Raw genomic sequence first — 24,036 nt, forward strand, 5'->3', positions numbered from 1 at the left:
GGCCCGAACGCCTCGTGCGGGTGGTCTCGACGACGCGGAGCCGCCGGCGCGGCTCGGCTGCTCGACCAGCTGGGGCCGGCTGCCACCGGTGGTCGAGGTGTGACGAGCCCTGGCGAGGAGCCTCGAGACCCGGTGAGAGGACCCGGGTCCGGTCGCGGTGGTCTCGACGACGCGGAGCCGCCGGCGCGGCTCGGCTGCTCGACCACCTGGGGCCGGCTGCCACCGGTGGTCGAGGTGTGACGAGCTCTGGCGAGGAGCCTCGAGACCCGGTGGGAGCACCCGGGTCTGGTCGCGGTGGTCTCGACGACGCGGAGCCGCTGGCGCGGCTCGGCTGCTCGACCACCTGGGGCCGGCTGCCACCGGTGGTCGAGGTGTGACGAGCCCTGGCGAGGAGCCTCGAGACCCGGTGGGAGCACCCGGGTCCGGTCGCGGTGGTCTCGACGACGCGGAGCCGCCGGCGCGGCTCGGCTGCTCGACCACCTGGGGCCGCGCGGGAGCCGTTGGCGCGGCTCGGCTGCCCGACCAGCTGGGGCCGCGCGCGGGTCAGGCGTCGAACCGGTAGCCCATGCCGCGGACGGTGGCGATGGTGGAGGCGCCGAACTTCCTGCGGAGGTAGCCCACGTAGACGTCGACCACGTTCGAGCCGGGGTCGAAGTCGAAGCCCCACACGTGGTCGAGGAGCTGCTCGCGGGAGAGCACCTGGCCCGGGTTGAGCATGAAGATCTCGGCGAGCGTGAACTCGCGGGCGGACAGGTCGACCTGCCGGCCGCCCACCGTGGCGCGGCGGGTGCGGAGGTCCAGGGAGACGTCGCCGACGGTGAGGGAGTCCTCCCGGACGGCGGGCCCGTCGGAGCCCTGGCGCAGCCGCAGGCGGATCCGGGCGAGCAGCTCGGCGAACCGGAACGGCTTCGGCATGTAGTCGTCGGCGCCGGTCTCGAGGGCCGCGACCGTGTCGGTGACCGAGTCCCGGGCGGTGAGCACGACCACCGGCACCCGCGAGCCCGACGAGCGGAGCTGGTCGAGCACCTCGAAACCGTCCATGACGGGCAGGCCAATGTCGAGCACGACCAGGTCGTAGGCACCCGACAGGGCCTCGTCCAGCCCGGAGCGGCCGTCGCCGACCGTGGTGGCGACGTGGCCGTCGGCCTTCAGCCCCTTGGCGACGAAGGACGCGATGCGGTCCTCGTCCTCGACGATCAGGATGCGGGCCACGGCTGCTCCTCGGGGGTGGGGGCGGGGTCGGACGCCGGGACGCGGTCGGTCCTCGGCGGGGCGGTGCGGGGGAGCGTCAGGACGAAGCGGGAGCCCCGGGGCTCCGCGTCCTCGACGTGGACGGTCCCGTGGTGGGCGGCGACGATCGCGGCGACGATCGACAGACCGAGGCCGAAGCCCTCGTCGCCGTCGCGGACGATGCTGCGTCCGAAGCGCTGGAAGATGCGGCCGCGGTCCTCCTCGGGCACGCCGTCGCCGGTGTCGCGCACCCAGAGACGCACCGCGGTGGCGTCGGCCGACGACCCGACGGCGACGACGTCCCCCGGGCCGGTGTGCTTGACGGCGTTGTCGGCCAGCTGCAGCAGGGCCTGGGTGAGGCGCTGGGCGTCGGCCTCCACGTGCGCGTCGGACACGCCGTCGTCCTGCCACGCACGGTCGCCCAGGGCGCGCGCCCTCGCGAGGACGCCGCGGGTCAGCGTGTCGACGCCGACGGGTCGCAGCCGCGTGAAGTCCGGGCGGCCGGCCTTCGCCAGCAGGATGAGGTCGCCGACCAGGCGGGACATGCGGTCGATCTCCTCCAGGAGGAGCTCACGGGTTTCCTCGACGTCCGTGGCGTCACGCGGGTCCAGCAGCTCGAGGTGGCCGCGGAGCACCGTGAGCGGGGTCTTGAGCTCGTGGCCGGCGTCGTCGAGGAACTGGCGCTGCGCGCCGAAGCCGTCCTCGAGCCGGTCCAGCATGGTGTTGACGGTCCGGGTCAGCGCCGTGATGTCGTCGTTCCCCCGCTCGGGGATGCGCCGCGACAGGTCGGTGGTCCCGATGTCCTCGGCCGTCTCCCGCAGGGTGCGCAGGGGCGCGAGCAGGCGACCCGACTGCGAGCCCGCCAGCAGGACGATGAGGCCCAGGCTGAGGAGGGCGACGATCGCGTAGGTCTCGATCGTGTTGCTGATCTCGTCGCGCTCGTCGGCGAGGAAGTTGACGATGACCAGCGCGCCGGGCGCCGGGCTGTCCTCCTCGCGCACGGGGACGACGGTCACCCACGTCTCGCCGTACGGGAAGTCGCCGAGCACGCGCGTCCCGCCGGTCCGGGCGAGGTCGTCGACCGCCTCCCGGTAGCCCGGCTCCGCGAGGACCTCGTCGCCGTCGCGGTTCGGCGTCCGCGCCGTCGGGCGGCCGCTGCCGGGCGGGTAGATCACCAGCATCTCGTCGTCGTCCGGCACGTTGCGCTGGATGAACAGCTCCAACAGCTGCTCGGCGCTGCGGAAGGGCTGCCCGGTGTCGGGGTCGAGGCCCCGCTGCAGCGCGCGGAACTCGGCGGTCTCCTGGTCGACCTGCTCGACGGTCTGCCGCTCGACGCGCGCCGCCTCGAGGACGTACACGAGCAGCCCGGCGCCGGCCATGGCCATGGCGGCGAGAACCGTGATGACGACGGTGATCCGGGTGCGGACCGAGAACGCGCCGGGCAGGCGACGGCGGGGAGAGGACTCAGTCGTCGTCCCCGTCGTCGTCATCGTCGTCCCCGTCGTCGTCGTCCTCGTCGTCATCATCATCGTCGTCGTCGTCCGCCGGGGGCGGGACGGGCTGCGGCTCCGGGGTGACGACCTCGACCCCGCCGTCGTCCACAGCCCCGTCGTCGACGTCGTCGCCGGCCCCGTCGTCGGCCCCGTCGTCGAGGTCGTCGTCCTCGGGACGCGGCTCGGGTGGGGGCCGCCTCTCGAAGCGCACCCCGGGCTCCACCACGCGCTCCCCGAGCGGCGCGGGGACCACGACCGCGGTCTGTCCCGACACGGACCCGGAGGTCGACGCGACCAGCGACCCGACGACGTACGCCCCCATGGGCACGACGAGCGCGAGCCCCAGGAGCACCTTCCAGACGACTGACATGCCCCGAGCATCGACGACGGACGTGGACGCCAGGTGAGACCTGCATGAGAGGTCTCTCATGTTCCGGGGTGGGCGGGACTACCCTGACGCCATTCCCCGCCACGTGATGGAGGTCACCTGTGCTCGTCCCGCTGACCGTGAACGACTTCATCGACCGGGCCACGACGGTGTACGCCGACCGCACCGGGGTCGTCGACGAGCCCGACCAGCCGGCGCCGTCGCTGGGCACGCTCACGTACGCCGAGCTGGGCGACCTCGCTCGGCGCCAGGCGGCCCGGCTCGACGAGCTCGGCGTGGGCGTGGGGGAGCGGGTGGCCGTGGTCTCCCACAACAGCGCCCGGCTGCTGGGCTCGTTCTTCGGCGTCGCGGGCAGCGGTCGCGTCCTCGTGCCGGTCAACTTCCGCCTCAGCCGTGACGAGGTGTCCTACATCGTCGAGCACTCGGGGGCCTCCGTGCTGTGGGTCGACCCGGAGCTGGAGGACGCACTGTCCTCGGTGACCGCCCCGGTCAAGCACGTCCTCGGCGAGGACGACGAGCTGTACGCGGCGCCGGGCTCCGTGCCGCGGGCCTGGGAGCCCGACGAGAACGCCACGGCCTGCATCAACTACACGTCCGGGACGACCGCCCGGCCGAAGGGCGTGCAGATCACCCACCGCAACATCTGGGTCAACGCCACGACGTTCGCGCTGCACGCCGGTGTGACGGACCGCGACGTCTACCTGCACACGCTGCCGATGTTCCACGCGAACGGCTGGGGCATGCCGTTCGCGATGACCGGCGTCGGCGTGCCTCACGTCGTCCTGCGGAAGGTCGACGGAGCCGAGATCCTGCGCCGCGTGCGCGACCACGGCGTGACCGTCATGTGCGCGGCCCCGGCGGTCGTGGCGTCGGTGCTCGAGGCCGCCCAGTCCTGGGACGGCGAGATCCCCGGCCGCGACAAGGTCCGGATCATCGTGGCCGGCGCCCCGCCGCCGACCCGGACGGTGGCGCGGGTCGAGGAGGAGCTCGGCTGGGAGTTCATCCAGATCTACGGCCTCACCGAGACCTCGCCACTGCTGACGGTCAACCGCACCCGCGCCGAGTGGGACTCCTTGTCGACGGAGGAGCGCGCGAGCAAGCTGGTGCGGGCCGGGGTCCCCGCCCTGGGCGTCCGGCTGTCCACGAACGAGGAGGGCGAGGTCCGGGCCCGGTCGAACGTCGTCCTCGAGGGCTACTGGGAGCAGCCGGAGGAGTCCGCCCGGGTCCTGCGCGACGGCTGGTTCCACACCGGCGACGGCGGCACGATCGGCGACGACGGCTACCTGACCATCGCCGACCGGCGCAAGGACGTCATCATCACCGGCGGCGAGAACGTGTCCTCGATCGAGGTCGAGGACGCCCTGTTCAGCCACCCTGCGGTGGCCGAGGTGGCGGTCATCGGCGTCCCCGACGAGAAGTGGGGCGAGACGATCCTCGCGCTCGTCGTCCTCGCGGAGGGCGAGGAGGCGACCGAGGCGGACCTGATCGCGCACTGCAAGGAGCGGGTGGCGCGCTACAAGGCGCCGACGCGTATCGAGTTCCGCGACGAGCTCGCGCGCACCGCCACCGGCAAGCTGCAGAAGTTCAAGCTGCGGGCGCCCTACTGGGAGGGCCGGGACCGCCAGGTCAACTGAGCACCTCCGGCGACCGGGGATGGCGTCGCTAGCCTGACCGCCATGCAGCGGACCCTCGCAGACCTGGTCGACCTGCTCCACACCTGGTACCCGCCCGCGACGGCGGAGTCCTGGGACGCCGTCGGGCTGGTGTCCGGCGACCCCGCGGAGCCGGTCCGCAAGGTGATGCTCGCGGTCGACCCCACCGAGGAGGTCGCCCGCGAGGCGGTCGCGTGGGGCGCCGACCTGCTGGTCTGCCACCACCCGTTGTTCCTCACGCCGGTGCACGGGGTCGCGGCCACGACGCCGAAGGGCCGCACGCTCGCGACCCTGACGAAGGGCGGGTGCGCGCTCCTCACCGCCCACACCAACGCCGACCACGCGGTCGGCGGGGTCTCCGAGGCGCTCGCCACGGTGCTCGGCCTGCGTGACCTGCGCCCGATCCGCCCGGCGCCGACCGAGCCGCTCGACCTCCTGGTCGCCTGCGTGCCGACGGACGCCGCCCCGCCGGTGCGCGCCGCCATCGCGGAGGCGGGCGCCGGAGCGATCGGCGACTACGACCACTGCACCTTCACCGTCCCGGGCCTCGGCCGGTTCCGCCCCCTGGACGGCGCCAACCCCGCGGTCGGCGAGGTGGGGTCGCTGACGGTCGTCGAGGAGGACCGCATCGAGGCCGTCCTGCCGCGTCGGCTGCGCGGCGCCGTGATGACCGCGCTGCTGGGTGCGCACCCGTACGAGGAGCCGGCGTACTCGCTGCTCGAGCTGGCCTCGCCGGGCTCGCGGGAGGCGGGGACCGGTCGCCGGGGCGACGTCGACCCCACGACCCTGCGGGGTTTCGCCGAGACGGTCGCCGGTGTGCTGCCGCGGACGGCGCAGGGCGTCCGGGTCCTGGGTGATCCCGAGCGGGTCGTGCGGAGGGTGGCGGTGTGCGGCGGCTCGGGCGACTTCCTGCTCGACGAGCTCGCCAGCTCCGACGTCGACGTCTACCTGACCAGCGACCTGCGCCACCACCGTGCGGCGGAGTTCGCGGAGCAGTCGGCGGCGTCCGGCGGGCCCGCGCTGATCGACGTGGCCCACTGGGCCGCCGAGTCGACCTGGCTGCCCGCCCTCGCGGAGCGGCTGACCGGAGCGGTGGGCGATACGGTGGAGGCTCGCGTCAGCACGACGCGCACCGACCCCTGGGACCTGCGGCTCTGACGCGTCCCGGGGCAGCGAGAAGGAGACCACGCTGAAGGCCGATCCCTCCGCCCAGCTCCGCCTGCTCGACGTGCAGGAGCTCGACACGCGGGCGGACCGGCTGCGGCACCGTCGCGCCCACCTGCCCGAGCTCGCGGAGATCACCGACCTCGAGGCCGAGCGTCGCCGCGTCGAGGACGAGACCCGCGACGCCCGGATCGCCGTCGACGACCTCGCGACCGAGCAGACGAAGGCGGACGCCGACGTCGAGGCGGTCCGGGCGCGTCAGCGTCGCGACCAGGAGCGCCTCGACTCCGGCGCCGTCGGACCGAAGGACCTCGAGCGGATCCAGGCCGAGCTCGTGTCCCTCGCCCGGCGCATCGCGTCGCTCGAGGACACCGAGCTCGAGGTGATGGAGCGCCAGGAGGAGGCCCAGGCCCGGTTGACGGGTGCCGAGGAGCGGCTCGAGGCGGTCGAGCACCGCCTGGCCGACCTGCGCGCCGCCCGCGACGCCGCCTTCGCCGAGATCGACGCCGAGCTCGTCACCGTGGAGGCCGAGCGCGGCCCGGTGGCCGAGCAGGTCCCCGACGACCTGACCGCACTCTACGAGCGGCTGCGTGCCGCCAAGGGCGGCGTCGGCGCGGCCCTGCTCCGGGCGCGGTCGTGCGGCGGGTGCCAGCTGACGCTCGACGCGGCCGAGATCAACGCCGTCAGGGCCGCGTCGCCCGACGACGTCGTGCGGTGCGAGGAGTGCCAGCGGATCCTCGTCCGGACCGCCGAGTCCGGCCTGTGACCACCGACCCGACCGCGACGCCCACGCCGCAGGCGCCCAGCCGCGGGTGGGGAGGCGGTGGAGGGCCGACGACCACGCTGGTCCTCGTCCGCCACGGCGTCACCGTGCACACCGCCGCGAAGCGCTTCTCCGGCGGCCTCGGCGGCGCCAACCCGCCGCTGTCCGAGGACGGCGTCGCGCAGGCGCGCGCCACCGCGGAGTGGCTCGCCCCCGAGCTGCCCGCCGACGCCGTCCTGGTGACCTCACCGGTCCGTCGGACGGTCGAGACGGCGGGGCTCCTGGCCGCGGTGACCGGACTCGGTCCGGCGGTCGAGGAGCCCGGCGTAGCCGAGACGGACTTCGGCAGCTGGGAGGGCCTCACCTTCGGCGAGGTCCGGGAGGCCGACGCCGCCGCCCTCGACTCGTGGGTCGCCTCGCCCGACGTCCCGGCGGGTGGGACCGGTGAGTCGTTCGCCGCGGTCCGCGAGCGGGTCCTCGCCGCGCGCGACCGCCTGCTGGCGTCGTACGCCGGGCGGACCGTCGTGGTGGTCAGCCACGTGACCCCGATCAAGGTGCTCGTCGCCGACGCCCTGGGCGCGCCGCTCGGCTCGCTCTACGCGATGGAGCTCTCGCCGGCGTCCGTCACCGTCCTCGCGCACGGGGGCGACTGGGCGTCGATGCGGGCCTTCGACGCGGGACCGCACGGCCTGCGTCTCTGACCCTGTCGCCCGGCCGGTCCTACGGCGAGGTGGGGAGCAGGACGTCGAGCCGCGTGCCGGCCGGCGTCGGCTCGTCGGTCTCGACGGCCCACCCGAGGTCGCGGAGCACCGCGGCGAGGGCGGTCGGGGTGCGGGGGTTGGCACCGTCGAGCAGCAGCGCGCGGACGAGCAGCCCCTTGGTGTGCTTGTTGAAGTGGCTGACCACGGTGCGGGTCCCGTCGTCCGCCACGTTGAGCACGCGCACGGTCGCGACCCGGCGCGCCATCGCGGCGGGCGGCTTGAGGAACGCCGCGTAGGTGCCCGAGCGCAGGTCGACCAGCAGCCCGTCCCCGCGGAGCTCGTCCAGGGCGGGGCCGAGGTGCCGGCGCCAGTGGGCGGCGACCGGCCCGAGGCCCGGCAGGGTGACGGACCCCGACAGGCGGTACGCCGGCACGCGGTCCCCCGGGCGCAGCACCCCGAACAGCGACGAGGTGATCGCGACCCGCGAGGAGGCCCGCCGCCGGGCCGCGGTGTCGAGACCGGCGGGGTCGAGCGCGTCGTACAGGACGCCGGTGTAGACGGCGTCCGCCCGCGCGGTGGGGGCGTGCGGCAGGTCGACGTTGGCGTGGACCAGGTCGTGCTGCCCGGCGCTCAGGCCGAGGACGCCGGCCGCCGTCGCCGGGTCGCCCGCGCACAGCTCGACGAGGGCGTCGAGGACCTCCTGCCGGGCGGGACGCAGGCCCGGCGACGTGAGGGTCGACAGGTCCAGCGGGCGACCTCGGCGGGGGGCCGTCTTGCCCTCGCTCGGGGGCAGCAGCATGAGCACCGCGCCAGCCTAGGAGGCCGTCGGGTCGCCGCTCCCGGGGCCCTGGCACCCTTGTCCCGTGTCCGCGCAGACCTTCGTGATCGCGTCCGTCGTGGCCGGTGTGCTCACCGTGGTCGTGCTGCTGTGGGGCCTGAACATGATCAAGCTGCGCTCGTCGCGGCTGTTCGCGCTGAAGGTCGGCGGCTGGACCGTCCTCGGCGGACTGGCCCTGTGGTTCGTCGGCGGGATCGCCCTGAACATCCTGGAGAACTAGGACGCCCGGCCCGGGTGCGGATGGGCTGGCTCGTAGGCCGGGTTCTGTTCCCCGGGACGCCTCGCGACGCCCCGGCTGGCGACCATCCATCTAGGGCCGCCGTTGCCGACGGCCTCGGGCGGTCCACCCGCGAGCTCGGGCGGGCAGCCCTCCAGCACTCGCGCACCGCCCCGAGGGGCGGCTTCTTGACCTTGCTCCAGGTGGGGTTTGCCGAGCCGCGCCGGTCGCCCGGCGCGCTGGTGGTCTCTTGCACCACCCTTTCACCCTTACCGCCCGGCCGGAGCCGGGAGGCGGTCTGCTCTCTGTGGCACTGTCCCGCGGGTCGCCCCGGGTGGGTGTTACCCACCACCTCGCCCTGTGGAGCCCGGACCTTCCTCGGCCCTCCGTGAGGAGGAACGCGGTCGCCCGGCCAGCCCATCCGCACCCGAGACTCTAGGGCATGCGCAGGAGTAGGTTCGCCCCGTGAGCGACGAGTACTACTACTGCGTGAAGCACAAGACGGTCGAGGGTCCCGAGGGGTGCGCGGCCCGTCACCGCCTCGGCCCGTACCCGACGCGGGCGGCCGCCGAGCACGCTCTCGAGACGGTCGCGGAGCGCAACGAGGCCTGGGACGAGGCCGACCGCGACGACTGAGGCCCCGCGCCCGTGCGTGACCGCGTCTCGCCCTGGCCGTTCGCGGCCCTCGTGGGGATGACCGGCGTCCTCTTCCTCTACGGCGTCGCCTTCGGCGTGCTGCCGTGGTGGGCCGCCCTGCTGCTGCTCGCCGTGTGGGCGGCCCTGCTGGCCGTCGTCCTGCGGTGGTTCCGCACCCGCCCGCGGGCCACCGTGCTCGTGCCGGTGCTCGCCCTGGCGGTCTGGTTCGCCGCGGTCGTCGGTGGGTCGCGGGTGCTCGGGTCCTAGGCCATCGCCGGTCGGGCTCGTCGAGACCCGGTGGAGAGAGGGTGTCGACGAGCCCGCGCCGGGGCCCGGCGCGGGGGGGGGGCCCCCCGGGGGGGCGCGCGCCCCCCCCCCCCCCCCCCCCCCCCCCCGACGGGGTTGCGAGGGTCCCCGCCCGCGTCAGCCGCGCGGGTGCACGCGGAGGACCGCGTCGTTCGAGCCGTTGGCGGTGGTGATCAGCAGGTCGCCGTTGGGGGCGCGGGTCACCGACCGCAGGCGCCCGAACCGCGTCAGTGCCGCCGGGCGGCGCACGCCCTGGAGCTTGCCCTGCGCGTTGAAGCGCATGAAGCGGACGCTGTTGTCCTTGAGCGCCGCCACGGCCAGCGTGCCGTTGTAGCTCCGCCACTGGGCGCCGGACACCCACTCGGCCCCGGAGGTCGCCTTGGTCGGCTCGCCCGACCTCCAGCGCGCACCGACCTGGGGGCCCGGCAGCGAGAAGTCGGTCATGGGGACGCTCTCGTCGTAGCCCGGGCCCGGGTCCCAGCCGTAGTTGCCGCCGGCGCGGAGCTTGTTGACCTCGTCGTCACGGCTCGGGCCGTGCTCGACCGACCACAGCGAGCCGTCCCTGCGCTGCGCGAGCCCCTGGACGTTGCGGTGGCCGTAGGTCAGCACGTAGCGCTTGTTGCGGTTGCCCGCCCTCGGGAACGGGTTCTGCGGCCACGGCCTCCCGGAGAACCGGTTGAGGCGGAGCGTCTTGCCACCCAGCGAGGTCAGGTCCTGCGGGTTGCTCGACACGGCGGCGTCACCCGTCCCCACGACGAGCGCGCCGTTGCGGGCGACGAGCAGGCGGCAGCCGCCGTGACGCCCGCCGTTGGTCGGCAGGCCGGTGAGCAGCACCCGCGCCCGGGTGGCGCGGGTCGCGGCCTGGTTGAGCGTCCAGGCGACGACGCGGACGTCGCGGGCCCCACCGGAGCGGAAGCCGCCGAAGCACGTGTAGAAGCGGCGGTTCTGGCCGAACGCGGGGTCGGTCTCGACCGACATCAGCCCGGTCTCGCCGTTGGCCCAGGACCGGGCGGGGAAGGCGACACGACGCACCTGGCCGCCGTCGGCGACGAGCAGGCGGCGGGTCTCGCGCTCGGTGACGAGCAGCCGGCCGCCGTCGATGACCGCGACGTCCCAGGGCTGGCTGAGGCCGGTGACGGCGCGGGTCACCCGCAGGCCGGGGGTCGCGCGTCCGGCGTCGTTACCCGACGACGACGCCGACGACACCGACGAGACGGACGGGGCGGCCGGAACGGAGGGGGCGGCCCCCGCCGGGAGCCCGGCCAGTGGCAGCACGAGCAGCCCGGCGAGGGGCAGCGAGACGAGGAGGGGGAGTGGTCGGCGCATGCAGCGAAACTAACCCGGACGACCGACAGCCGGGAGGAGCTCGGGCCCTTCGATCGCGGGAAGCGCCCGGGTCAGCTCTCGAAGGAGTGCTCGGGCGCGGGGAACGTGCCGTTGCGGACGTCGTCCGCGAAGGCCCTGGCGCCCTCCAGGAGCGCGCCGTGCAGGTCGGCGTACTGCTTGACGAAGCGGGGGATCCGCCCGGTCCGCAGCCCGAACGCGTCCGGCCACACCAGCACCTGGCCGTCGCACTCGACCCCGGCGCCGATCCCGATCGTGGGGATGCCGACCTCGGCGGTCACGCGGGCCGCGGCCTCGGTCGGCACCATCTCGAGGACCACCGCGAATGCCCCGGCGTCACGGACGGCGCGCGCGTCGGCCAGCAGCGCCTCGACGGCGTCCCCGCGCCCCTGCACCCGGTAGCCCCCGAGGGCGTGCTCGCTCTGCGGGGTGAAGCCGAGGTGGGCCATCACGGGGATCCCGCCCTGGCTCAGCCGCTCGATCTGCGGGGCCATGGCCACCCCGCCCTCGAGCTTCACGCAGTGCGCGCCGCCCTCCTTCATGAAGCGGGCGGCGGTGAGGTACGCCTGCTCCGGCGAGGCCTGGTAGGAGCCGAACGGCAGGTCGCCCACCACGAGCGCCCGGGTGACCGCCCCGGAGACGGCGGCCGTCAGGGGGATGAGCTGGTCGACGGTGACCGGCACCGTCGTCGAGTAGCCGTAGACGTTGTTGCCCGCGCTGTCGCCGACGAGCAGGACCTCGATGCCCGCGGAGTCGAAGATGCCCGCGGTGTACTGGTCGTACGTCGTGAGCATCGCGAACCGCTCGCCCGCCTCCCGCATCTGCTGCAGGTGGTGGGTGCGGATCCGCTTGCGGGTCGGTCCGCCGGACGCCGCGGCGGGCGCGTCCGGCTGCGTGGTGCCGTACGGCGGGGGCTGCTCGTCGTTCATGGCCTCATCCCACACCACGTCCCCGGGTCCGCGGCAGGCGTCTCGTCAGCAGCACCGCCGCTGCGGGTTCCGCTCCAGGTGCTCGGAGCGGTGCCGTTCGTACTCCCGACGCGACATCGGTGCGACCCCGTCGCGCTCGCACCGGGCGAGGTAGTCGTCCCACCTCGCCTCGCCGGTGAGCTCGCGGGCGTACCAGCGCACGCCCGCGGCCCACCGCCGGACGAGGGTCGTCACCGTGACGCCCCCGCGGTCTGCTCGCGCTCGGCCTCCCAGGCGCGCACCGCCTCCTTCTCCTGCGCGGTGGCGAAGAAGTCGGCCGGGGCCACGACCTGCGACGGCGTGTGCGGGACCTCGGTGGTCGGCAGGGAGCCGGCGCGGGCGGCCTTGACCCAGATCCACGCCGCGTTGGCCACGATCACGAGGACGAGCACGGCGAAGCTGGCCTGAAGGAACCCGTTGACGGTGGAGTTGAACACGACGGTGTCCATCTGGGAGGCCTCGGTCGCCGGCGCCAGGACCTCGCCGGCGTCGCGGGCGGCGCGGTAGCGGTCGGCCTGCGCGAAGTAGCCGATGGCCGGGTTGTCGGAGAACACCTTCTGGTAGCTCGCGGTCATGGTGACGACGAGGTCCCACACCAGCGGGACCGCCGGCACCCACACGAACTTCCACCAGCCGTGCTTGCAGAACAGCGTGACGCACAGCGTCAGCGCGATCGCGGCGAGCAGCTGGTTGGCGATGCCGAAGAGGGGGAAGAGCTGGTTGATGCCGCCGAGCGGGTCGGTGACCCCGACGTACAGCATGTAGCCCCAGGCGCCGGTGGTTGCGGCGGAGGCGGCCCAGGCGGCCGGCCGCCAGGAGGTGTCGCCGAACTTGGGCCAGACGTTGCCGATGGTGTCCTGCAGCATGAAGCGGCCCACGCGGGTGCCGGCGTCGATGGCGGTGAGGATGAACAGCGCCTCGAACATGATCGCGAAGTAGTACCAGAACGCGGTCATGCCGGAGCCGAACGCCTCGCTGAAGATGAGCGAGATGCCGAACGCCAGCGTCGGGGCGCCGCCGGTGCGGGAGACCAGCTCGGTCTCGACGGACTCGGAGAAGGCGTTCAGCTGGTCCGGGGTGATGGTGAACCCGAGGGTGCGGACGAACTCGGCGGCGCCCTCCGCGGTGCCGCCGGTGACACCGGCGGGGGAGTTCATCGCGAAGTAGAGGCCCGGGTCGATGACGCAGGCGGCGATGATCGCGCTGACGGCCACGAAGGACTCCATCAGCATCCCGCCGTAGCCGACCATGCGGACGTGGCTCTCCTTGGCGATCATCTTCGGGGTCGTGCCCGAGGAGATGAGGGCGTGGAAGCCCGAGAGGGCGCCGCAGGCGATGGTGATGAACAGGAACGGGAAGAGCGAGCCCGCGAAGACCGGGCCCTGGCCGTTGCCGGCGAACGGGGTCACGGCCTCGGTCTGCAGGACGGGGCGCGCCAGGATCAGGCCGATCGCCAGCAGCAGGATGACGCCGACCTTCATGAAGGTCGACAGGTAGTCGCGCGGCGTCAGCAGCATCCAGACCGGCAGGATCGAGGCGACGAAGCCGTAGACGACCATGAGGATGGTCAGCGTCTCGGGGGTCAGCTCGAAGGCGGACGCGAGGCCCGAGTTCTCGACCACGCCGCCCAGGGCGATGGCGCCGAGCAGCAGGAACACGCCGATCGCGGTGACCTCCATGACCCGACCGGGCCGCAGGAACCGCAGGTAGACGCCCATGAACAGGGCGATGGGGATCGTCAGGCCGATGGCGACGACGCCCCACGGCGACTCGGCGAGGGCGTTGACGACGACGAGCGCGAGGACCGCGAGCAGGATGATCATGATCGCGTAGACGGCGATCAGCGCGGCGACGCCGCCGACGACGCCCAGCTCCTCGCGGATCATCTGGCCGAGGCTCTTCGCGTCGCGGCGCATCGAGAAGAACATGACGACCATGTCCTGCACCGCGCCGGCGAGGATCACGCCGGCGACGATCCAGATGGTGCCGGGCAGGTAGCCCATCTGCGCGGCGAGGACGGGACCGACGAGCGGACCGGCGCCGGCGATGGCGGCGAAGTGGTGCCCGTACAGCACGCGACGGTCGGTGACCTCGAAGTCGCTGCCGTCCTCGAGGCGCTCGGCCGGCGTGGCGCGGGTGTCGTCGAGGCGCAGCACCCGGTTCGCGATGAACTTCGAGTAGAAGCGGTAGGCGATGAGGTAGGACGCCACCGCCGCGAAGAGGATCCACAGCGCGGAGACGTCCTCGCCGCGGTGCAGCGCCAGGACGGTCCAGCAGGTGGCACCGACCACCGCGACCAGGACCCAGATCGCGATCGACAGCGGCGTGGGACGGCGTCCGGTGGGCCGCTTCGCGGCGTCGCCCGGCGGCGGGCCGGCGGGCCCGGAGGCCCCGGGCGGGGTGGTGGTGTCGGTGGCCATGGTCGCTCCCGTGCTCGGCGTCGGACTCGCCGTGCACGCGGCGCCGGCCCGGTCGGGACCCGCCGGGTCGGCTGCACGGCCGACCCACCATATGCCCGGGCTGTGTGACGGTGACCACGGGCGCGCCGAACCGTGACCTCCGGGCTTGCGCATTGCTTGTGGGTTCGTTGCGGGTTCACCTACTGGTACGCCCACCGGCGGTCCGGCATGATTCTTCTCGTACCGAGGAACTGACCCGAGACGGTTTCTCGGTACTCCAGAACCGCGGAGCTGACCCGAGACGGCTCCGCGGTTCTGCACATTTCGGGGTCCTCCCTCCCGGATCCGGCCGGCGCCGGTGCCATGCGGGAGACTGGGCGGCGTGGACGCCGCCACCTTCACCTCCGCGTACGCCCAGGGCTTCGCCCGGGTCGCCGCCTGCACCGCGCCCGTCGTCCCGGCCGACCCTGCGTCCAACGCCCGGACCGTGGTCGAGCAGGCGCGCGCCTGCCACGAGCGCGGCGTCGCGGTCGCGACGTTCCCCGAGCTGTGCCTGTCGGGCTACGCGATCGACGACCTCCTGCTGTCGGACACGCTGCTGGACGGCGTCGAGGCGGGGCTGGCCGAGGTCGTGGCCGCGTCGGCCGAGCTGCTGCCGGTGCTGGTCGTCGGGGCGCCGCTGCGGGCGGGGAACCGGCTGTTGAACTGCGCGGTGCTCGTGCACCGCGGCGCCGTCCTCGGGGTGGTGCCGAAGTCCTACCTCCCGACGTACGGCGAGTTCTACGAGCGGCGTCACTTCGCCGCCGGCGACGAGCACCGCGGCGGGACCCTGACCGTGCTGGGCACGGAGGTGCCGCTCGGGCCCGACCTGCTGCTGGACGTCGTCGACGTGCCGGGCCTGGTCGTCCACGTCGAGGTGTGCGAGGACCTCTGGGTGCCCGTGCCGCCCTCGGCGGAGGCGGCGCTGGCCGGGGCGACGGTGCTGCTCAACGTGTCGTCGAGCCCGATCACCATCGCGCGCGCCGACGTGCGGCGGCTGCTGGTGCGGAGCGCGAGCATGCGCGGCCTCGCGGCCTACGTCTACGCCGCCGCGGGCGCGGGGGAGTCGAGCACCGACCTGGCGTGGGACGGCCAGACGATGGTCTACGAGGCCGGCGACCTGCTCGCCGAGGGCCCGCGCTTCGCGGCGGGCGCGCAGCTGACCGTCGCGGACGTCGACCTGCGCCGCCTCGCGGCCGAACGGCGTCGCCAGGGCACCTTCGACGACAACCGCCGCACCCTCGCCGACCGCGTCGGCGGGTTCCGTCGCGTGCCGGTGACCCTCGACCCGCCGACGGGCGACGTGGGCCTGGAGCGGCCGGTCGACCGCTACCCGTTCGTGCCCGACGACCCCGAGCGGCTCGCGCAGGACTGCTACGAGGCGTGGAACATCCAGGTGGCGGCCCTCGAGCGGCGCCTGACCTCCATCGGGTCGCCGAAGATCGTCATCGGCGTCTCCGGCGGGCTCGACTCGACCCACGCGCTGATCGTCGCCGTGCGGGCCATGGACCGCCTGGGCCGCCCGCGCAGCGACGTCCACGCGATCACCATGCCCGGGTTCGCGACCGGCGCGACGTCGAAGGACCTCGCCACCCGGCTGTGTGCCGCCCTGGGGGTGGGGTTCGAGGAGCTCGACATCCGTCCCGCGGCGACGCAGGTGCTGGCGGACCTCGACCACCCCGTCGCCCGCGGCGCGAAGGTGTACGACGTCACCTTCGAGAACGTCCAGGCCGGGCTGCGCACCGACTACCTCTTCCGGATCGCCAACCACCGCGGCGGCATCGTGCTCGGCACCGGTGACCTGTCCGAGCTGGCGCTCGGGTGGTGCACGTACGGCGTCGGCGACCAGATGTCGCACTACGGCGTGAACGCCGGGGTGCCGAAGACGCTGATCCAGCACCTCATCCGCTGGGCGGCCGGCTCGGGCGAGCTCCCGGACGAGGCCTCACCGGTGCTGCGCGAGATCCTCGAGCAGGAGATCTCGCCGGAGCTCGTGCCCGCCGAGGAGGGCGAGGCGCCCCAGTCGACCGAGGCCGCGGTCGGCCCCTACGCTCTCGCGGACTTCGCGCTCTTCCACCTCGCCCGCCAGCACCACGGGCCGTCCCGGATCGCGTTCCTGGCCTGGCACGCGTGGCGTGACGCCGGGGCGGGCGCCTGGCCGCCCGACCACCCGGAGGCCGGGCGGACGGCGTACGACCTGGCGACGGTCAAGCACTGGCTCGAGCTGTTCTGCCGGCGGTTCTTCGCCTCGCAGTTCAAGCGCTCCGCGCTGCCGAACGGGCCGAAGGTGTCGTCGGGCGGCACCATGAGCCCGCGCGGCGACTGGCGGATGCCGTCCGACGCCTCCGCGGCGGCCTGGTTGGCCGAGCTCGCGGAGGTGCCGGACTCCGTCTGACGACGGTCGGGCTCAGGCGCTCAGCGCCTCGCGGACGGCGTCGCGCAGAGGGAGGGGGGCACGCCCGAGCAGGCGGGTGAGGTCGTCGGCCGGCACCTGCAGCTCACCGGCGGCGATGCCGCGGTCGACGTCGGCGTACGTCTGCGCGGCGGGCTCAGGCAGCCCGGCCCCGAGGAGCACCTGCTCGAGCTCGGGGACGGTGACGTCGTGGTGGGCGACCTCGCGGCCGGTGGCCTCGCTGACGGCCGCGGCGATCTCGGCGAGGGTGACGGCCTCGCCGCCCAGCTCGTACGTCGTGCCGGCGTGGCCGTCGGTGAGCAGGACGGTGGCGGCGGCCTCGGCGTACTCGCGGCGCAGCGCGACGCTGACGCGACCGTCGCCGGTCGCGCCGACGAGGCCGTGCTCGAGGTAGGTCTCGACCTGGCCGGTGTAGTTCTCGACGTACCAGGCGTTGCGGAGCAGGACCGCCGCGACCGGCGCGTCGAGGAGCACCTGCTCGGTGGCGGCGTGCTCGGCGGCCAGCGCGAGCGAGGTGGTCGCGGCGTACGGCGCCGAGGTGTAGGCGACCAGGCTCGCCCCCGCCTCGACGGCGGCCTCGATGACGGCGGTGTGCTGCGCGACCCGCTGGCCGAACTCGGTGCCCGAGACGAGCAGCACCTTCTCCGCGCCCTCGAGCGCCCTGCGGAGGGAGGCGGGGTCGGAGTAGTCGGCGCGGCGGACGTCGACGCCGCGCTCGACGAGGTCGGCCAGGGCCTCGGGGCGCCGGGAGGTCGCGACGAGGGAGGCGGGGTCGGCCCCGCGGGCGAGCAGGGACTCGACGACGGCGCGGCCGAAGTGGCCGGAGGCGGCGGTGACGACGATGGACATGGGGTTCCTCCCGGGTTCGTGGGCCCCAGGGTCGGGGCGGTCGTGGGGTGAACGGGAACACCGAGCGGGTACTTCCCGTTGGAGAGCAGGCACCTCGAAGTGCCGTAGCAACCCGGAGGAGAGCGATGGACTTCCTGCCCGACCCGTACTCGCGGCAGTGCCCCAGCCGGCAGCTGCTGGACCGCATCGGGGACAAGTGGACGGTGCTCGTGCTCGGGGTCCTCGCGCCCGGGCCGCGCCGGTACGGCGACCTCGCCCGCGCCATCGAGGGCGTCAGCCAGAAGATGCTGACGCAGACGCTGCGCCACCTCGAGCGCGACGGGCTGGTGACGCGGACCGTCCACGCGAGCGTGCCGGTGCGCGTCGACTACGAGCTCACCGACCTGGGACGGTCGCTGACCGGGCCGCTGGCCGTGCTGACGGCCTGGGCCACCGACCACCTGCCCGCCATCGAGGAGGCGCGCGCCGCCTACGACGCGACCCGTGACGCCGGGGCGCCGGCGCGGACCGACACCAGGGCGAGCGCGCCCGTGGCGACGTACCAGGCGACGACCGGGTAGATCGCGATCCGCTCGGCGAGACCGGTGGTGCCGTCGCCGACGAGCAGGACGACGCCCAGCACGCCCACCCCGGTGGCGACGAGCGTGGCGAGGGCGTAGCGGCGGAGCGCCGGGTCGGCCAGCGCGGCGACCCCCGTGACGCCGACGGCGAGCGTGGCGCCGCCGATGGCCGCCGTGGCCGCGACGTAGTGGGCGCCGGTGACGCCCTCGCCCAGCGGGAACAGCCCGACCCCCGCGTTGCCGGCGGCGGTGATCGCGAAGAGGGCCACGACCGCCGGCCGCCACCGGGGGAGCAGGGGTGCCAGCAGGCCGGCGCCGAGGATCACCAGCAGCCCGTGGACGCCCAGGGAGGCGTTGAACGCCGCCGCCCACGGCGAGCACCCGCCGTCCGGGAGGCACGCGGGGCGACCGAGGTCGCTGACCACGTCACGGGCGGCGTCGTACGACGTGCCCGTCCAGGCGGCGACGGCCAGCAGCTCGACCACGACGTACTGGACGACGAGGAGCCAGACGAGACCGCCCGTGAGGGCACGGGCGCGCGACGGACGGGGCATCGCCACGAACCTAGGTCCCGGCCCCCACCGTGGACACGGTCGGGGCCGGCGCCTCGGGGCGTACGGCGCGGCCGGCAGGTCCGCCGCCGACCCGTCGAGGAGGCTGGCCGGAACCTTTGCCCGGCCTTAGGGGAACGCTGGTTCGTCCTTAGTCGCGACCGGCGCACTCTTCTTCTCGTCACCCCGACACACATCCCCGAGGAGAACCCCATGAACATCGTCACCCGCACCGCCGCCGTCGTCGGCACCGCCGCCGCCCTCGCCCTGCCCGTGACCCTGCTCAGCGCCACCCCGGCCAACGCCGCCGAGCGCGTCGGCAACTGCGGCGGCGCCCGGTTCGACTTCGACGTCGAGCGCGACGACGACCGTCGTGGCATCTACGACGTGAGCTTCGACCTCGACCGCGCCGCCGACGTCCGCTACCGCGTCGTGCTGAAGCAGAACGGCAACACCTACTACAACCAGGTCCGCACCCCGGACCGCGAGGGCGACATCGAGGTCGAGCGCAACCGCCCGAACACCGCCGGCCAGGACCGCTTCCTCTTCCGCTACAAGAACCTCGCCTCCGGCGTGACCTGCAGCCGGACCATCACCGTCGGCTGACGACACCAGCGGGTCTCCTCTTCCACCCGCTGACGCACCCGCCCCCGGCCCGCACCCGCGGACCGGGGGCGACGTGCGTCCGGCCCCGGGTCGGCTCAGCGCGGGGGCCCGAGGCGGACGGCGACGCGGGCGCCGCCGAGCTCGCTGCGGCCCAGCTCGACGTCGCCGCCGGAGGCCTCGGCGGTGCGGGCGACGATCGACAGGCCGAGCCCGGTGGAGCCGCTGCCGGACTCCCCGCGGCCGGCGACGTCGAGGCCCTCGGGGAAACCGGGTCCGCCGTCCTCGACCACGACGACGGCGCCGCCGCCGTCCGCGCGCCGGCAGGAGACCCGGAGGGCGGCACCCTCGGGCGTGTACGAGAAGGCGTTGTCGAGCAGGACGTCGAGGGCAGCGGCGAGGTCCTCCTCCCCGGACGCCACCGGTGCCGCGCGCTCCGGCAGGTGCACCCCGAAGCTCCGCCCCTGGTCCTCCGCGAGGGCGCCCCAGAACTCGGCACGCTCGCGGACGACGGCGACGGCGTCGGTCTGCGCGACGATCCCCTCACGCTGGGAGCGTCGGGCCTCCCGGACCACGGAGTCGACGGCGTGCTCGAGATCCTCGAGGTCGCGGGTCAGCCGGAGCCGGCCCACGGGGTCGTCGAGCTGCTCGATGCGCAGCCGCAGCGCGGTCACCGGGGTCCGCAGGCGGTGGGAGAGGTCGGCCACGCTCTCGCGCTCGCGCTCGAGGAGCTCCTCGATGCGGCCCACGAGACGTCCCAGCGCCGTCCCCAGCTCCTGCACCTCCGAGGGACCGCCCACCGGCACCGGCTCGGGACGGGTCCGCGCGCCGAGGTCCTGGGTCCAGCGCGCCAGGGCGCGGATCGGTGTGGTGAAGGTGCGCCCGAGCCGCTCGGCGAGGAGCACGGCACCGATGAGCAGCAGGATGCCGAGCAGCAGCAGGACGAGGTAGGCCGTCAGCACCCCGGAACCCAGTCCGGGTTGCTCGACGTCGACCTGGATGACGGGGATCGCGGCGGCGGTCGACCGGCCGACGGAGACCGGCACCAGCATCCGCGCCCCGCCGCCCGGCAGGTCGTCGAGGCGGGCCTGCCCCGTGTCGCGGGCCTCCAGCACCCGCTCGTCGAGCTCGGCCACCGGGCCGAGGACCCGGTCGTCGCTGGTGAGCACGCTCGTGGTGGTGCCGTCGTCCTCGGCGTTGATCCGCTCGAGGTAGACCTCGATAGAACCCGGCTCGCCCTCGCCCATCGCCACTGCGGTCTCCGTGGCCTGCACCTCGAGCGCCGCCTGGGCGATCCGGTCCTCCAGGGCGTAGCCCTGCACCAGCACCGCCATCGGCACGAGCATGGCCAGCAGCACGATCGAGACCACGGCCGCGACGGTGAGGCGGAGCTGGCCCCTCACGTGGGGCTCACCCCGTCGGTGCGGACAGGCGGACGCCCACCCCGCGGACGGTCGTCAGGTAGCGGGGCTCGGTCGCGGTCTCACCGAGCTTGCGCCGCAGCCACGACAGGTGGACGTCGACGGTCTTGTCGGACCCGCCCCACGCCTGCTGCCACACCTCGCTCAGCAGCTCACGCTTGGTCACGACGTCCCCGGCCCGCTCGGCGAGGTGCACGAGGAGGTCGAACTCGCGGGGGCTCAGGTCCAGCGCGGCACCGTCCAGCGTCGCGCGACGGGCGGCGACGTCGATCTCGAGCCCACCGACCAGCAGGTTCTGCCGGGGCGCCTTCCCCGATGCCGTGCGTCGCAGCACCGCGCGGATCCGAGCCTCGAGCTGGGTGGTCGTGTACGGCTTCACCACGTAGTCGTCCGCGCCGGTGTCGAGCGCGCTCACCAGCGACGGCTCGTCGTCCCGGGCGCTGGCCACGATGACCGGAACCTCGCTGACCGCCCGGAGCATCGACAGGACCTGCGTGCCGTCGACGTCCGGCAGCCCGAGGTCGAGGACGACGAGGTCGGGCCTGGTGTCGACGGCGGCGGCGAGGCCGGCCATCCCGGTGCGCTCCGAGGAGACCGCGAAGCCGTGGTCCGACAGCGAGCGGACGACGAGCGGACGGATCCGGTCGTCGTCCTCGATCACCAGCACCTGGACCACGCCGGAACGGTACCGGGGCCCCCGCGCGCCACGGTCCTTATCCGCGGCTTAACCGTCCTTTGGTGGGGGCCAGGAATTGACGGTCCAGACTGTCGTCGTGGACAAACGGGCCGGGTACGTCATCGCCTGGGTGGTCTGCGCCGTCGTGGCCATCGCCATCGGCCTGCTCGCCGTCAGCACCGTGGGCGCCTCCGTGAGCGACCGGGGGCCGCTGGGGGACGGAGACGTCAGGGACCCGTCCTCGAACGAGGCGGGGCCCGACACGGAGGCCTCGCCGCTGCCCGGCGCCGAGACCGTCCGCGCCACGATCCGCCGGGAGTTCGGTGAGCTGGACGTCGAGTGCCGCGGCGCCGTCGCCTACGCCACGGACGCACGCCCCGACACCGCCGCCGGGTGGGACGTCGTCTCCTTCGAGCCCGGGCCCGACGACGACGTCGACGCCGTCTTCAGCAACCGTGGGCGTTCCATCGAGTTCGAGGTCTTCTGCAACCGCGGCGAGCCGACGCTGGCCGACTACGAGGAGAACACGCTCCCCGAGGACGACGACTGAACCGGTAGGTCAGACTGACGCCATGGGCAAGCAGGAGGACTTCGTCATCCGGGCGCTGGAGGAGCGCGACGTCCGCTTCGTGCGGCTGTGGTTCACCGACGTGCTGGGCTCGTTGAAGTCCGTGGCCGTCGCGCCAGCGGAGCTCGAGGGCGCCTTCAACGAGGGCATCGGCTTCGACGGCTCGGCCATCGAGGGCTTCGCGCGGGTCCAGGAGGCCGACATGCTGGCCAAGCCGGACCCCGCGACCTTCCAGATCCTCCCGTGGCGCGGCGAGGGACCGGCGACGGCGCGGATGTTCTGCGACATCGAGATGCCCGACGGCTCCCCGTCGTACGCCGACCCGCGGCACGTGCTCAAGCGGAACCTGCAGGCCGCGGCGGAGAAGGGTTTCACCTTCTACACGCACCCCGAGGTCGAGTTCTACCTCTTCAAGAACCCGCCCGAGCCCGGTGTCGAGCCGGTGCCGGTCGACCGCAGCGGCTTCTTCGACCACACCGCGCAGAGCCAGGGCGCCGACTTCCGGCGCGAGGCGATCACCATGCTCGAGTCGATGGGCATCTCGGTGGAGTTCAGCCACCACGAGGGCGGGCCGGGCCAGCAGGAGATCGACCTGCGGTACGCCGACGCCCTCAGCACCGCGGACAACCTCATGACCTTCCGCACCGTCATCCGCGAGGTCGCGCTCGGCCAGGGCATCTGGGCGACCTTCATGCCGAAGCCCTTCACGACCCACCCCGGCTCGGCGATGCACACGCACATGTCGCTGTTCGAGGGTGACTCGAACGCGTTCTTCGAGGCCGGCGCGGAGTACCAGCTCTCCGGCACCGCCCGCAGCTTCGTCGCCGGGATCCTGCGCCACGCCGCCGAGATCACCTGCGTCACCAACCAGTGGGTCAACAGCTACAAGCGCATCCTCGGCGGCGGTGAGGCCCCGTCGTACATCTGCTGGGGGCACAACAACCGCTCCGCCATGGTGCGCGTGCCGATGCACAAGCCGAGCAAGGGCCAGTCCACCCGCATCGAGCTGCGCACGGTGGACGCCGCCTGCAACCCCTACCTCGCCTACGCCGCGATCCTCGGCGCCGGCATGAAGGGCATCGAGGAGGGCTACGAGCTCCCGCGCGAGGCCGAGGACGACGTGTGGTCGCTGACCCACCGCGAGCGCCGCGCCCTCGGCATCGAGCCGCTGCCCGGCAGCCTCGCGGAGGCCATCGAGGTCGCGGAGGGCTCCGAGCTGCTGGCCGAGATCCTCGGCGAGCACGTCTACGACTTCTTCCTGCGCAACAAGCGCGCCGAGTGGGACGACTACCGCGGTCACGTCCACGCCTACGAGCGCGACCGGATGCTGCCGGTCGTGTGAGCGGCCCGCAGCGGGACGCCGCCGGACGCACGCTCACGGTCGGGCTGTGGGGGCTGACGGCCCCGGTCGTCCTGCTGGTCGTCGCCGCCGTGGTCGTGTTCGTCGCGGCGGCGACCTCGGACTCCGACGCCGGCGGCTACGCCGTCCTCTTCGCCCTGGGTTTCCTCGGGCCCGCCGTGCTCGCGTCGCCGTTCCCGATCCTCGGGTGGTCGCTGCGGGTCCGTCACCCGCGCGGGAGCGCCGTCGTGGTGCTGGTCGGTGGGCTGCTGCTGGGTCTCGTCGCCGGGCCGAACGCCGTCGGCGAGCTCGTCGGCGGCGGGCCGTCACCGTTCGCCGGCGCGGCGCTCGTCGGCGTGCTCCTCGCCGCCGTCCTCGTGTGGTCGGGGTGGCGCTCCCTGGCGCTGCTGCGGCCCAGGGCGTGAGCCGCGACACCCGTACCCGCCCCCTACGATCGGGTCCGCCCGCCTGACCCTGCACCGTCCGAGGAGCCCGATGTCCACCCCCGTCCGGACCAGCACCAGCGGCCCGTTCCTCCTGGTGGGTCTCGTGCTGTCGAGCGTCCTGTGCCTGGCCTGCCTCGTCGTCCCGGTGACGTGGATCGTCCAGGACCTCGCGAACCCCGACGCCGAGTACGCCGGGCTCGGCCTGGTCATCGGCGCCATCAGCCTCGTGCTGCTCGCCGTGCCCGCGCTGCTGCTCGCGGTCGCCTGGGTGCTGGCCGCGCGGGCGCGGGCAGCCGTCGCGGGGTGGCTGGTGCTCGTCGCGTCGTTCGCCCTGCTGCTCGCCGCGCCGGTCGCGGCCGGGCAGACCGCGCGGGGCTGGCTGGTGCTGCTCGCCACCGTGGTCCCGGTCCTCGCCGGCGCCTGCGCCGTCATCGCGCTGGTGCGCGGCCGCCGGGCCGTCGTCGGCCGGTAG

At 74.0% G+C, this 24,036-nt stretch carries 26 protein-coding genes and 1 other RNA gene; 14 read left to right on the forward strand and 13 right to left on the reverse strand.

All coding sequences use genetic code 11. The annotated features are described in order from the left end of the window. Positions 1 to 543 precede the first annotated feature (543 nt). From MJ876_RS18260 to MJ876_RS18270, 3 genes are read right to left on the reverse strand one after another with little or no spacing between them, the layout of a single operon-like run. A complete protein-coding gene (locus MJ876_RS18260) occupies positions 544 to 1,212 on the reverse strand; it encodes a response regulator transcription factor (RefSeq protein WP_240238618.1) in 669 nt (222 codons plus the stop codon). Next, on the reverse strand, positions 1,197 to 2,720 hold the full coding sequence (locus MJ876_RS18265) for a cell wall metabolism sensor histidine kinase WalK (protein WP_240238619.1): 1,524 nt from the start codon (positions 2,718 to 2,720) through the stop codon (positions 1,197 to 1,199). The genes MJ876_RS18260 and MJ876_RS18265 overlap by 16 nt, the downstream gene beginning before the upstream one ends. Continuing rightward, positions 2,695 to 3,093: a hypothetical protein gene (locus MJ876_RS18270; RefSeq protein WP_240238621.1), complete on the reverse strand. Its 399-nt coding sequence runs from the start codon at positions 3,091 to 3,093 to the stop codon at positions 2,695 to 2,697. The genes MJ876_RS18265 and MJ876_RS18270 overlap by 26 nt, the downstream gene beginning before the upstream one ends. A 119-nt stretch (positions 3,094 to 3,212) precedes the next feature. Between MJ876_RS18270 and MJ876_RS18275 the strand changes: the two genes are divergently transcribed. The 4 genes from MJ876_RS18275 to MJ876_RS18290 all read left to right on the forward strand — a co-directional run bounded on the left by MJ876_RS18275 (position 3,213) and on the right by MJ876_RS18290 (position 7,391). Beyond that, positions 3,213 to 4,745, forward strand: coding sequence for an AMP-binding protein (locus MJ876_RS18275; RefSeq protein WP_240238623.1), 1,533 nt, complete (start codon positions 3,213 to 3,215; stop codon positions 4,743 to 4,745). 42 nt (positions 4,746 to 4,787) lie between these two features. After that, positions 4,788 to 5,921, forward strand: coding sequence for a Nif3-like dinuclear metal center hexameric protein (locus MJ876_RS18280; RefSeq protein WP_240238626.1), 1,134 nt, complete (start codon positions 4,788 to 4,790; stop codon positions 5,919 to 5,921). Positions 5,922 to 5,991: 70 nt separating this feature from the next. Then, entirely contained in the window at positions 5,992 to 6,693 is a 702-nt protein-coding gene (locus MJ876_RS18285; protein WP_240238627.1) for a zinc ribbon domain-containing protein, read from the forward strand. Beyond that, positions 6,690 to 7,391: a histidine phosphatase family protein gene (locus MJ876_RS18290; protein WP_240238629.1), complete on the forward strand. Its 702-nt coding sequence runs from the start codon at positions 6,690 to 6,692 to the stop codon at positions 7,389 to 7,391. The genes MJ876_RS18285 and MJ876_RS18290 overlap by 4 nt, the downstream gene beginning before the upstream one ends. A gap of 19 nt (positions 7,392 to 7,410) precedes the next feature. On the opposite strand, the gene yaaA is transcribed toward MJ876_RS18290, so the two are convergent. Then, entirely contained in the window at positions 7,411 to 8,190 is a 780-nt protein-coding gene (yaaA, locus tag MJ876_RS18295; protein ID WP_240238761.1) for a peroxide stress protein YaaA, read from the reverse strand. 64 nt (positions 8,191 to 8,254) lie between these two features. On the opposite strand from yaaA, the gene MJ876_RS18300 reads away from it, so the two are divergent. Continuing rightward, positions 8,255 to 8,449 carry a hypothetical protein gene (locus MJ876_RS18300; RefSeq protein ID WP_240238631.1) on the forward strand — a complete coding sequence of 65 codons (195 nt, stop codon included), beginning with the start codon at positions 8,255 to 8,257 and terminating at the stop codon, positions 8,447 to 8,449. Positions 8,450 to 8,466: 17 nt separating this feature from the next. On the opposite strand, the gene rnpB is transcribed toward MJ876_RS18300, so the two are convergent. After that, positions 8,467 to 8,866, reverse strand: an RNA gene (gene rnpB, locus MJ876_RS18305) — RNase P RNA component class A. 45 nt (positions 8,867 to 8,911) lie between these two features. Between rnpB and MJ876_RS18310 the strand changes: the two genes are divergently transcribed. Together MJ876_RS18310 and MJ876_RS18315 are read left to right on the forward strand one after the other, a co-directional pair. Beyond that, positions 8,912 to 9,082 carry a hypothetical protein gene (locus tag MJ876_RS18310; RefSeq protein WP_240238633.1) on the forward strand — a complete coding sequence of 57 codons (171 nt, stop codon included), beginning with the start codon at positions 8,912 to 8,914 and terminating at the stop codon, positions 9,080 to 9,082. Positions 9,083 to 9,094: 12 nt separating this feature from the next. Beyond that, a complete protein-coding gene (locus MJ876_RS18315) occupies positions 9,095 to 9,349 on the forward strand; it encodes a hypothetical protein (RefSeq protein ID WP_240238635.1) in 255 nt (84 codons plus the stop codon). A 156-nt stretch (positions 9,350 to 9,505) separates the two neighbouring features. On the opposite strand, the gene MJ876_RS18320 is transcribed toward MJ876_RS18315, so the two are convergent. From MJ876_RS18320 to MJ876_RS18335, 4 genes are all read right to left on the reverse strand, one after another. After that, positions 9,506 to 10,714, reverse strand: coding sequence for a sorbosone dehydrogenase family protein (locus MJ876_RS18320; RefSeq protein WP_240238638.1), 1,209 nt, complete (start codon positions 10,712 to 10,714; stop codon positions 9,506 to 9,508). Between the two features lie 71 nt (positions 10,715 to 10,785). Continuing rightward, complete coding sequence (gene panB, locus MJ876_RS18325) at positions 10,786 to 11,661, reverse strand: 3-methyl-2-oxobutanoate hydroxymethyltransferase (RefSeq protein ID WP_240238640.1); 876 nt, start codon at positions 11,659 to 11,661, stop codon at positions 10,786 to 10,788. Positions 11,662 to 11,706: 45 nt separating this feature from the next. Continuing rightward, a complete protein-coding gene (locus MJ876_RS18330) occupies positions 11,707 to 11,895 on the reverse strand; it encodes a YbdD/YjiX family protein (RefSeq protein WP_240238642.1) in 189 nt (62 codons plus the stop codon). Further along, positions 11,892 to 14,120 (reverse strand): carbon starvation CstA family protein, encoded by a 2,229-nt coding sequence (locus MJ876_RS18335; protein WP_240238644.1) that lies wholly within the window; start codon positions 14,118 to 14,120, stop codon positions 11,892 to 11,894. The genes MJ876_RS18330 and MJ876_RS18335 overlap by 4 nt, the downstream gene beginning before the upstream one ends. A gap of 361 nt (positions 14,121 to 14,481) precedes the next feature. On the opposite strand from MJ876_RS18335, the gene MJ876_RS18340 reads away from it, so the two are divergent. Continuing rightward, entirely contained in the window at positions 14,482 to 16,533 is a 2,052-nt protein-coding gene (locus MJ876_RS18340; protein WP_240238645.1) for an NAD(+) synthase, read from the forward strand. A 12-nt stretch (positions 16,534 to 16,545) separates the two neighbouring features. On the opposite strand, the gene MJ876_RS18345 is transcribed toward MJ876_RS18340, so the two are convergent. After that, on the reverse strand, positions 16,546 to 17,400 hold the full coding sequence (locus tag MJ876_RS18345; RefSeq protein ID WP_240238646.1) for an SDR family oxidoreductase: 855 nt from the start codon (positions 17,398 to 17,400) through the stop codon (positions 16,546 to 16,548). A gap of 125 nt (positions 17,401 to 17,525) precedes the next feature. Here MJ876_RS18345 and MJ876_RS18350 point away from each other — a divergent pair, with 125 nt between their 5' ends. Beyond that, entirely contained in the window at positions 17,526 to 17,960 is a 435-nt protein-coding gene (locus tag MJ876_RS18350; protein ID WP_240238647.1) for a helix-turn-helix domain-containing protein, read from the forward strand. Here the strand turns inward: MJ876_RS18350 and MJ876_RS18355 are convergent. Further along, on the reverse strand, positions 17,870 to 18,514 hold the full coding sequence (locus MJ876_RS18355; RefSeq protein WP_240238648.1) for a DUF998 domain-containing protein: 645 nt from the start codon (positions 18,512 to 18,514) through the stop codon (positions 17,870 to 17,872). The two genes, MJ876_RS18350 and MJ876_RS18355, sit on opposite strands and share 91 nt — an antisense overlap. A gap of 210 nt (positions 18,515 to 18,724) precedes the next feature. On the opposite strand from MJ876_RS18355, the gene MJ876_RS18360 reads away from it, so the two are divergent. Next, entirely contained in the window at positions 18,725 to 19,117 is a 393-nt protein-coding gene (locus MJ876_RS18360) for a hypothetical protein (RefSeq protein ID WP_240238649.1), read from the forward strand. A gap of 95 nt (positions 19,118 to 19,212) precedes the next feature. Here the strand turns inward: MJ876_RS18360 and MJ876_RS18365 are convergent, their stop codons facing one another. Both MJ876_RS18365 and MJ876_RS18370 read right to left on the reverse strand, forming a co-directional pair. Then, positions 19,213 to 20,517, reverse strand: a complete 1,305-nt coding sequence (locus MJ876_RS18365) for a HAMP domain-containing sensor histidine kinase (protein WP_240238650.1) — start codon at positions 20,515 to 20,517, stop codon at positions 19,213 to 19,215. Positions 20,518 to 20,524: 7 nt separating this feature from the next. Further along, positions 20,525 to 21,211, reverse strand: coding sequence for a response regulator transcription factor (locus MJ876_RS18370; RefSeq protein ID WP_240238652.1), 687 nt, complete (start codon positions 21,209 to 21,211; stop codon positions 20,525 to 20,527). A gap of 97 nt (positions 21,212 to 21,308) precedes the next feature. Here MJ876_RS18370 and MJ876_RS18375 point away from each other — a divergent pair, with 97 nt between their 5' ends. The 4 genes from MJ876_RS18375 to MJ876_RS18390 all read left to right on the forward strand — a co-directional run bounded on the left by MJ876_RS18375 (position 21,309) and on the right by MJ876_RS18390 (position 24,036). Next, positions 21,309 to 21,761: a hypothetical protein gene (locus tag MJ876_RS18375; RefSeq protein ID WP_240238654.1), complete on the forward strand. Its 453-nt coding sequence runs from the start codon at positions 21,309 to 21,311 to the stop codon at positions 21,759 to 21,761. 22 nt (positions 21,762 to 21,783) lie between these two features. After that, positions 21,784 to 23,121 (forward strand): glutamine synthetase family protein, encoded by a 1,338-nt coding sequence (locus tag MJ876_RS18380; protein ID WP_240238656.1) that lies wholly within the window; start codon positions 21,784 to 21,786, stop codon positions 23,119 to 23,121. After that, complete coding sequence (locus tag MJ876_RS18385) at positions 23,118 to 23,543, forward strand: hypothetical protein (RefSeq protein ID WP_240238658.1); 426 nt, start codon at positions 23,118 to 23,120, stop codon at positions 23,541 to 23,543. Before MJ876_RS18380 ends, MJ876_RS18385 begins: the two co-directional genes overlap by 4 nt. 70 nt (positions 23,544 to 23,613) lie before the next feature. Further along, entirely contained in the window at positions 23,614 to 24,036 is a 423-nt protein-coding gene (locus MJ876_RS18390) for a hypothetical protein (protein ID WP_240238660.1), read from the forward strand.

The organism is Nocardioides sp. CFH 31398, assembly GCF_022436705.1.
Classification (GTDB): Bacteria; Actinomycetota; Actinomycetes; order Propionibacteriales; family Nocardioidaceae; genus Nocardioides.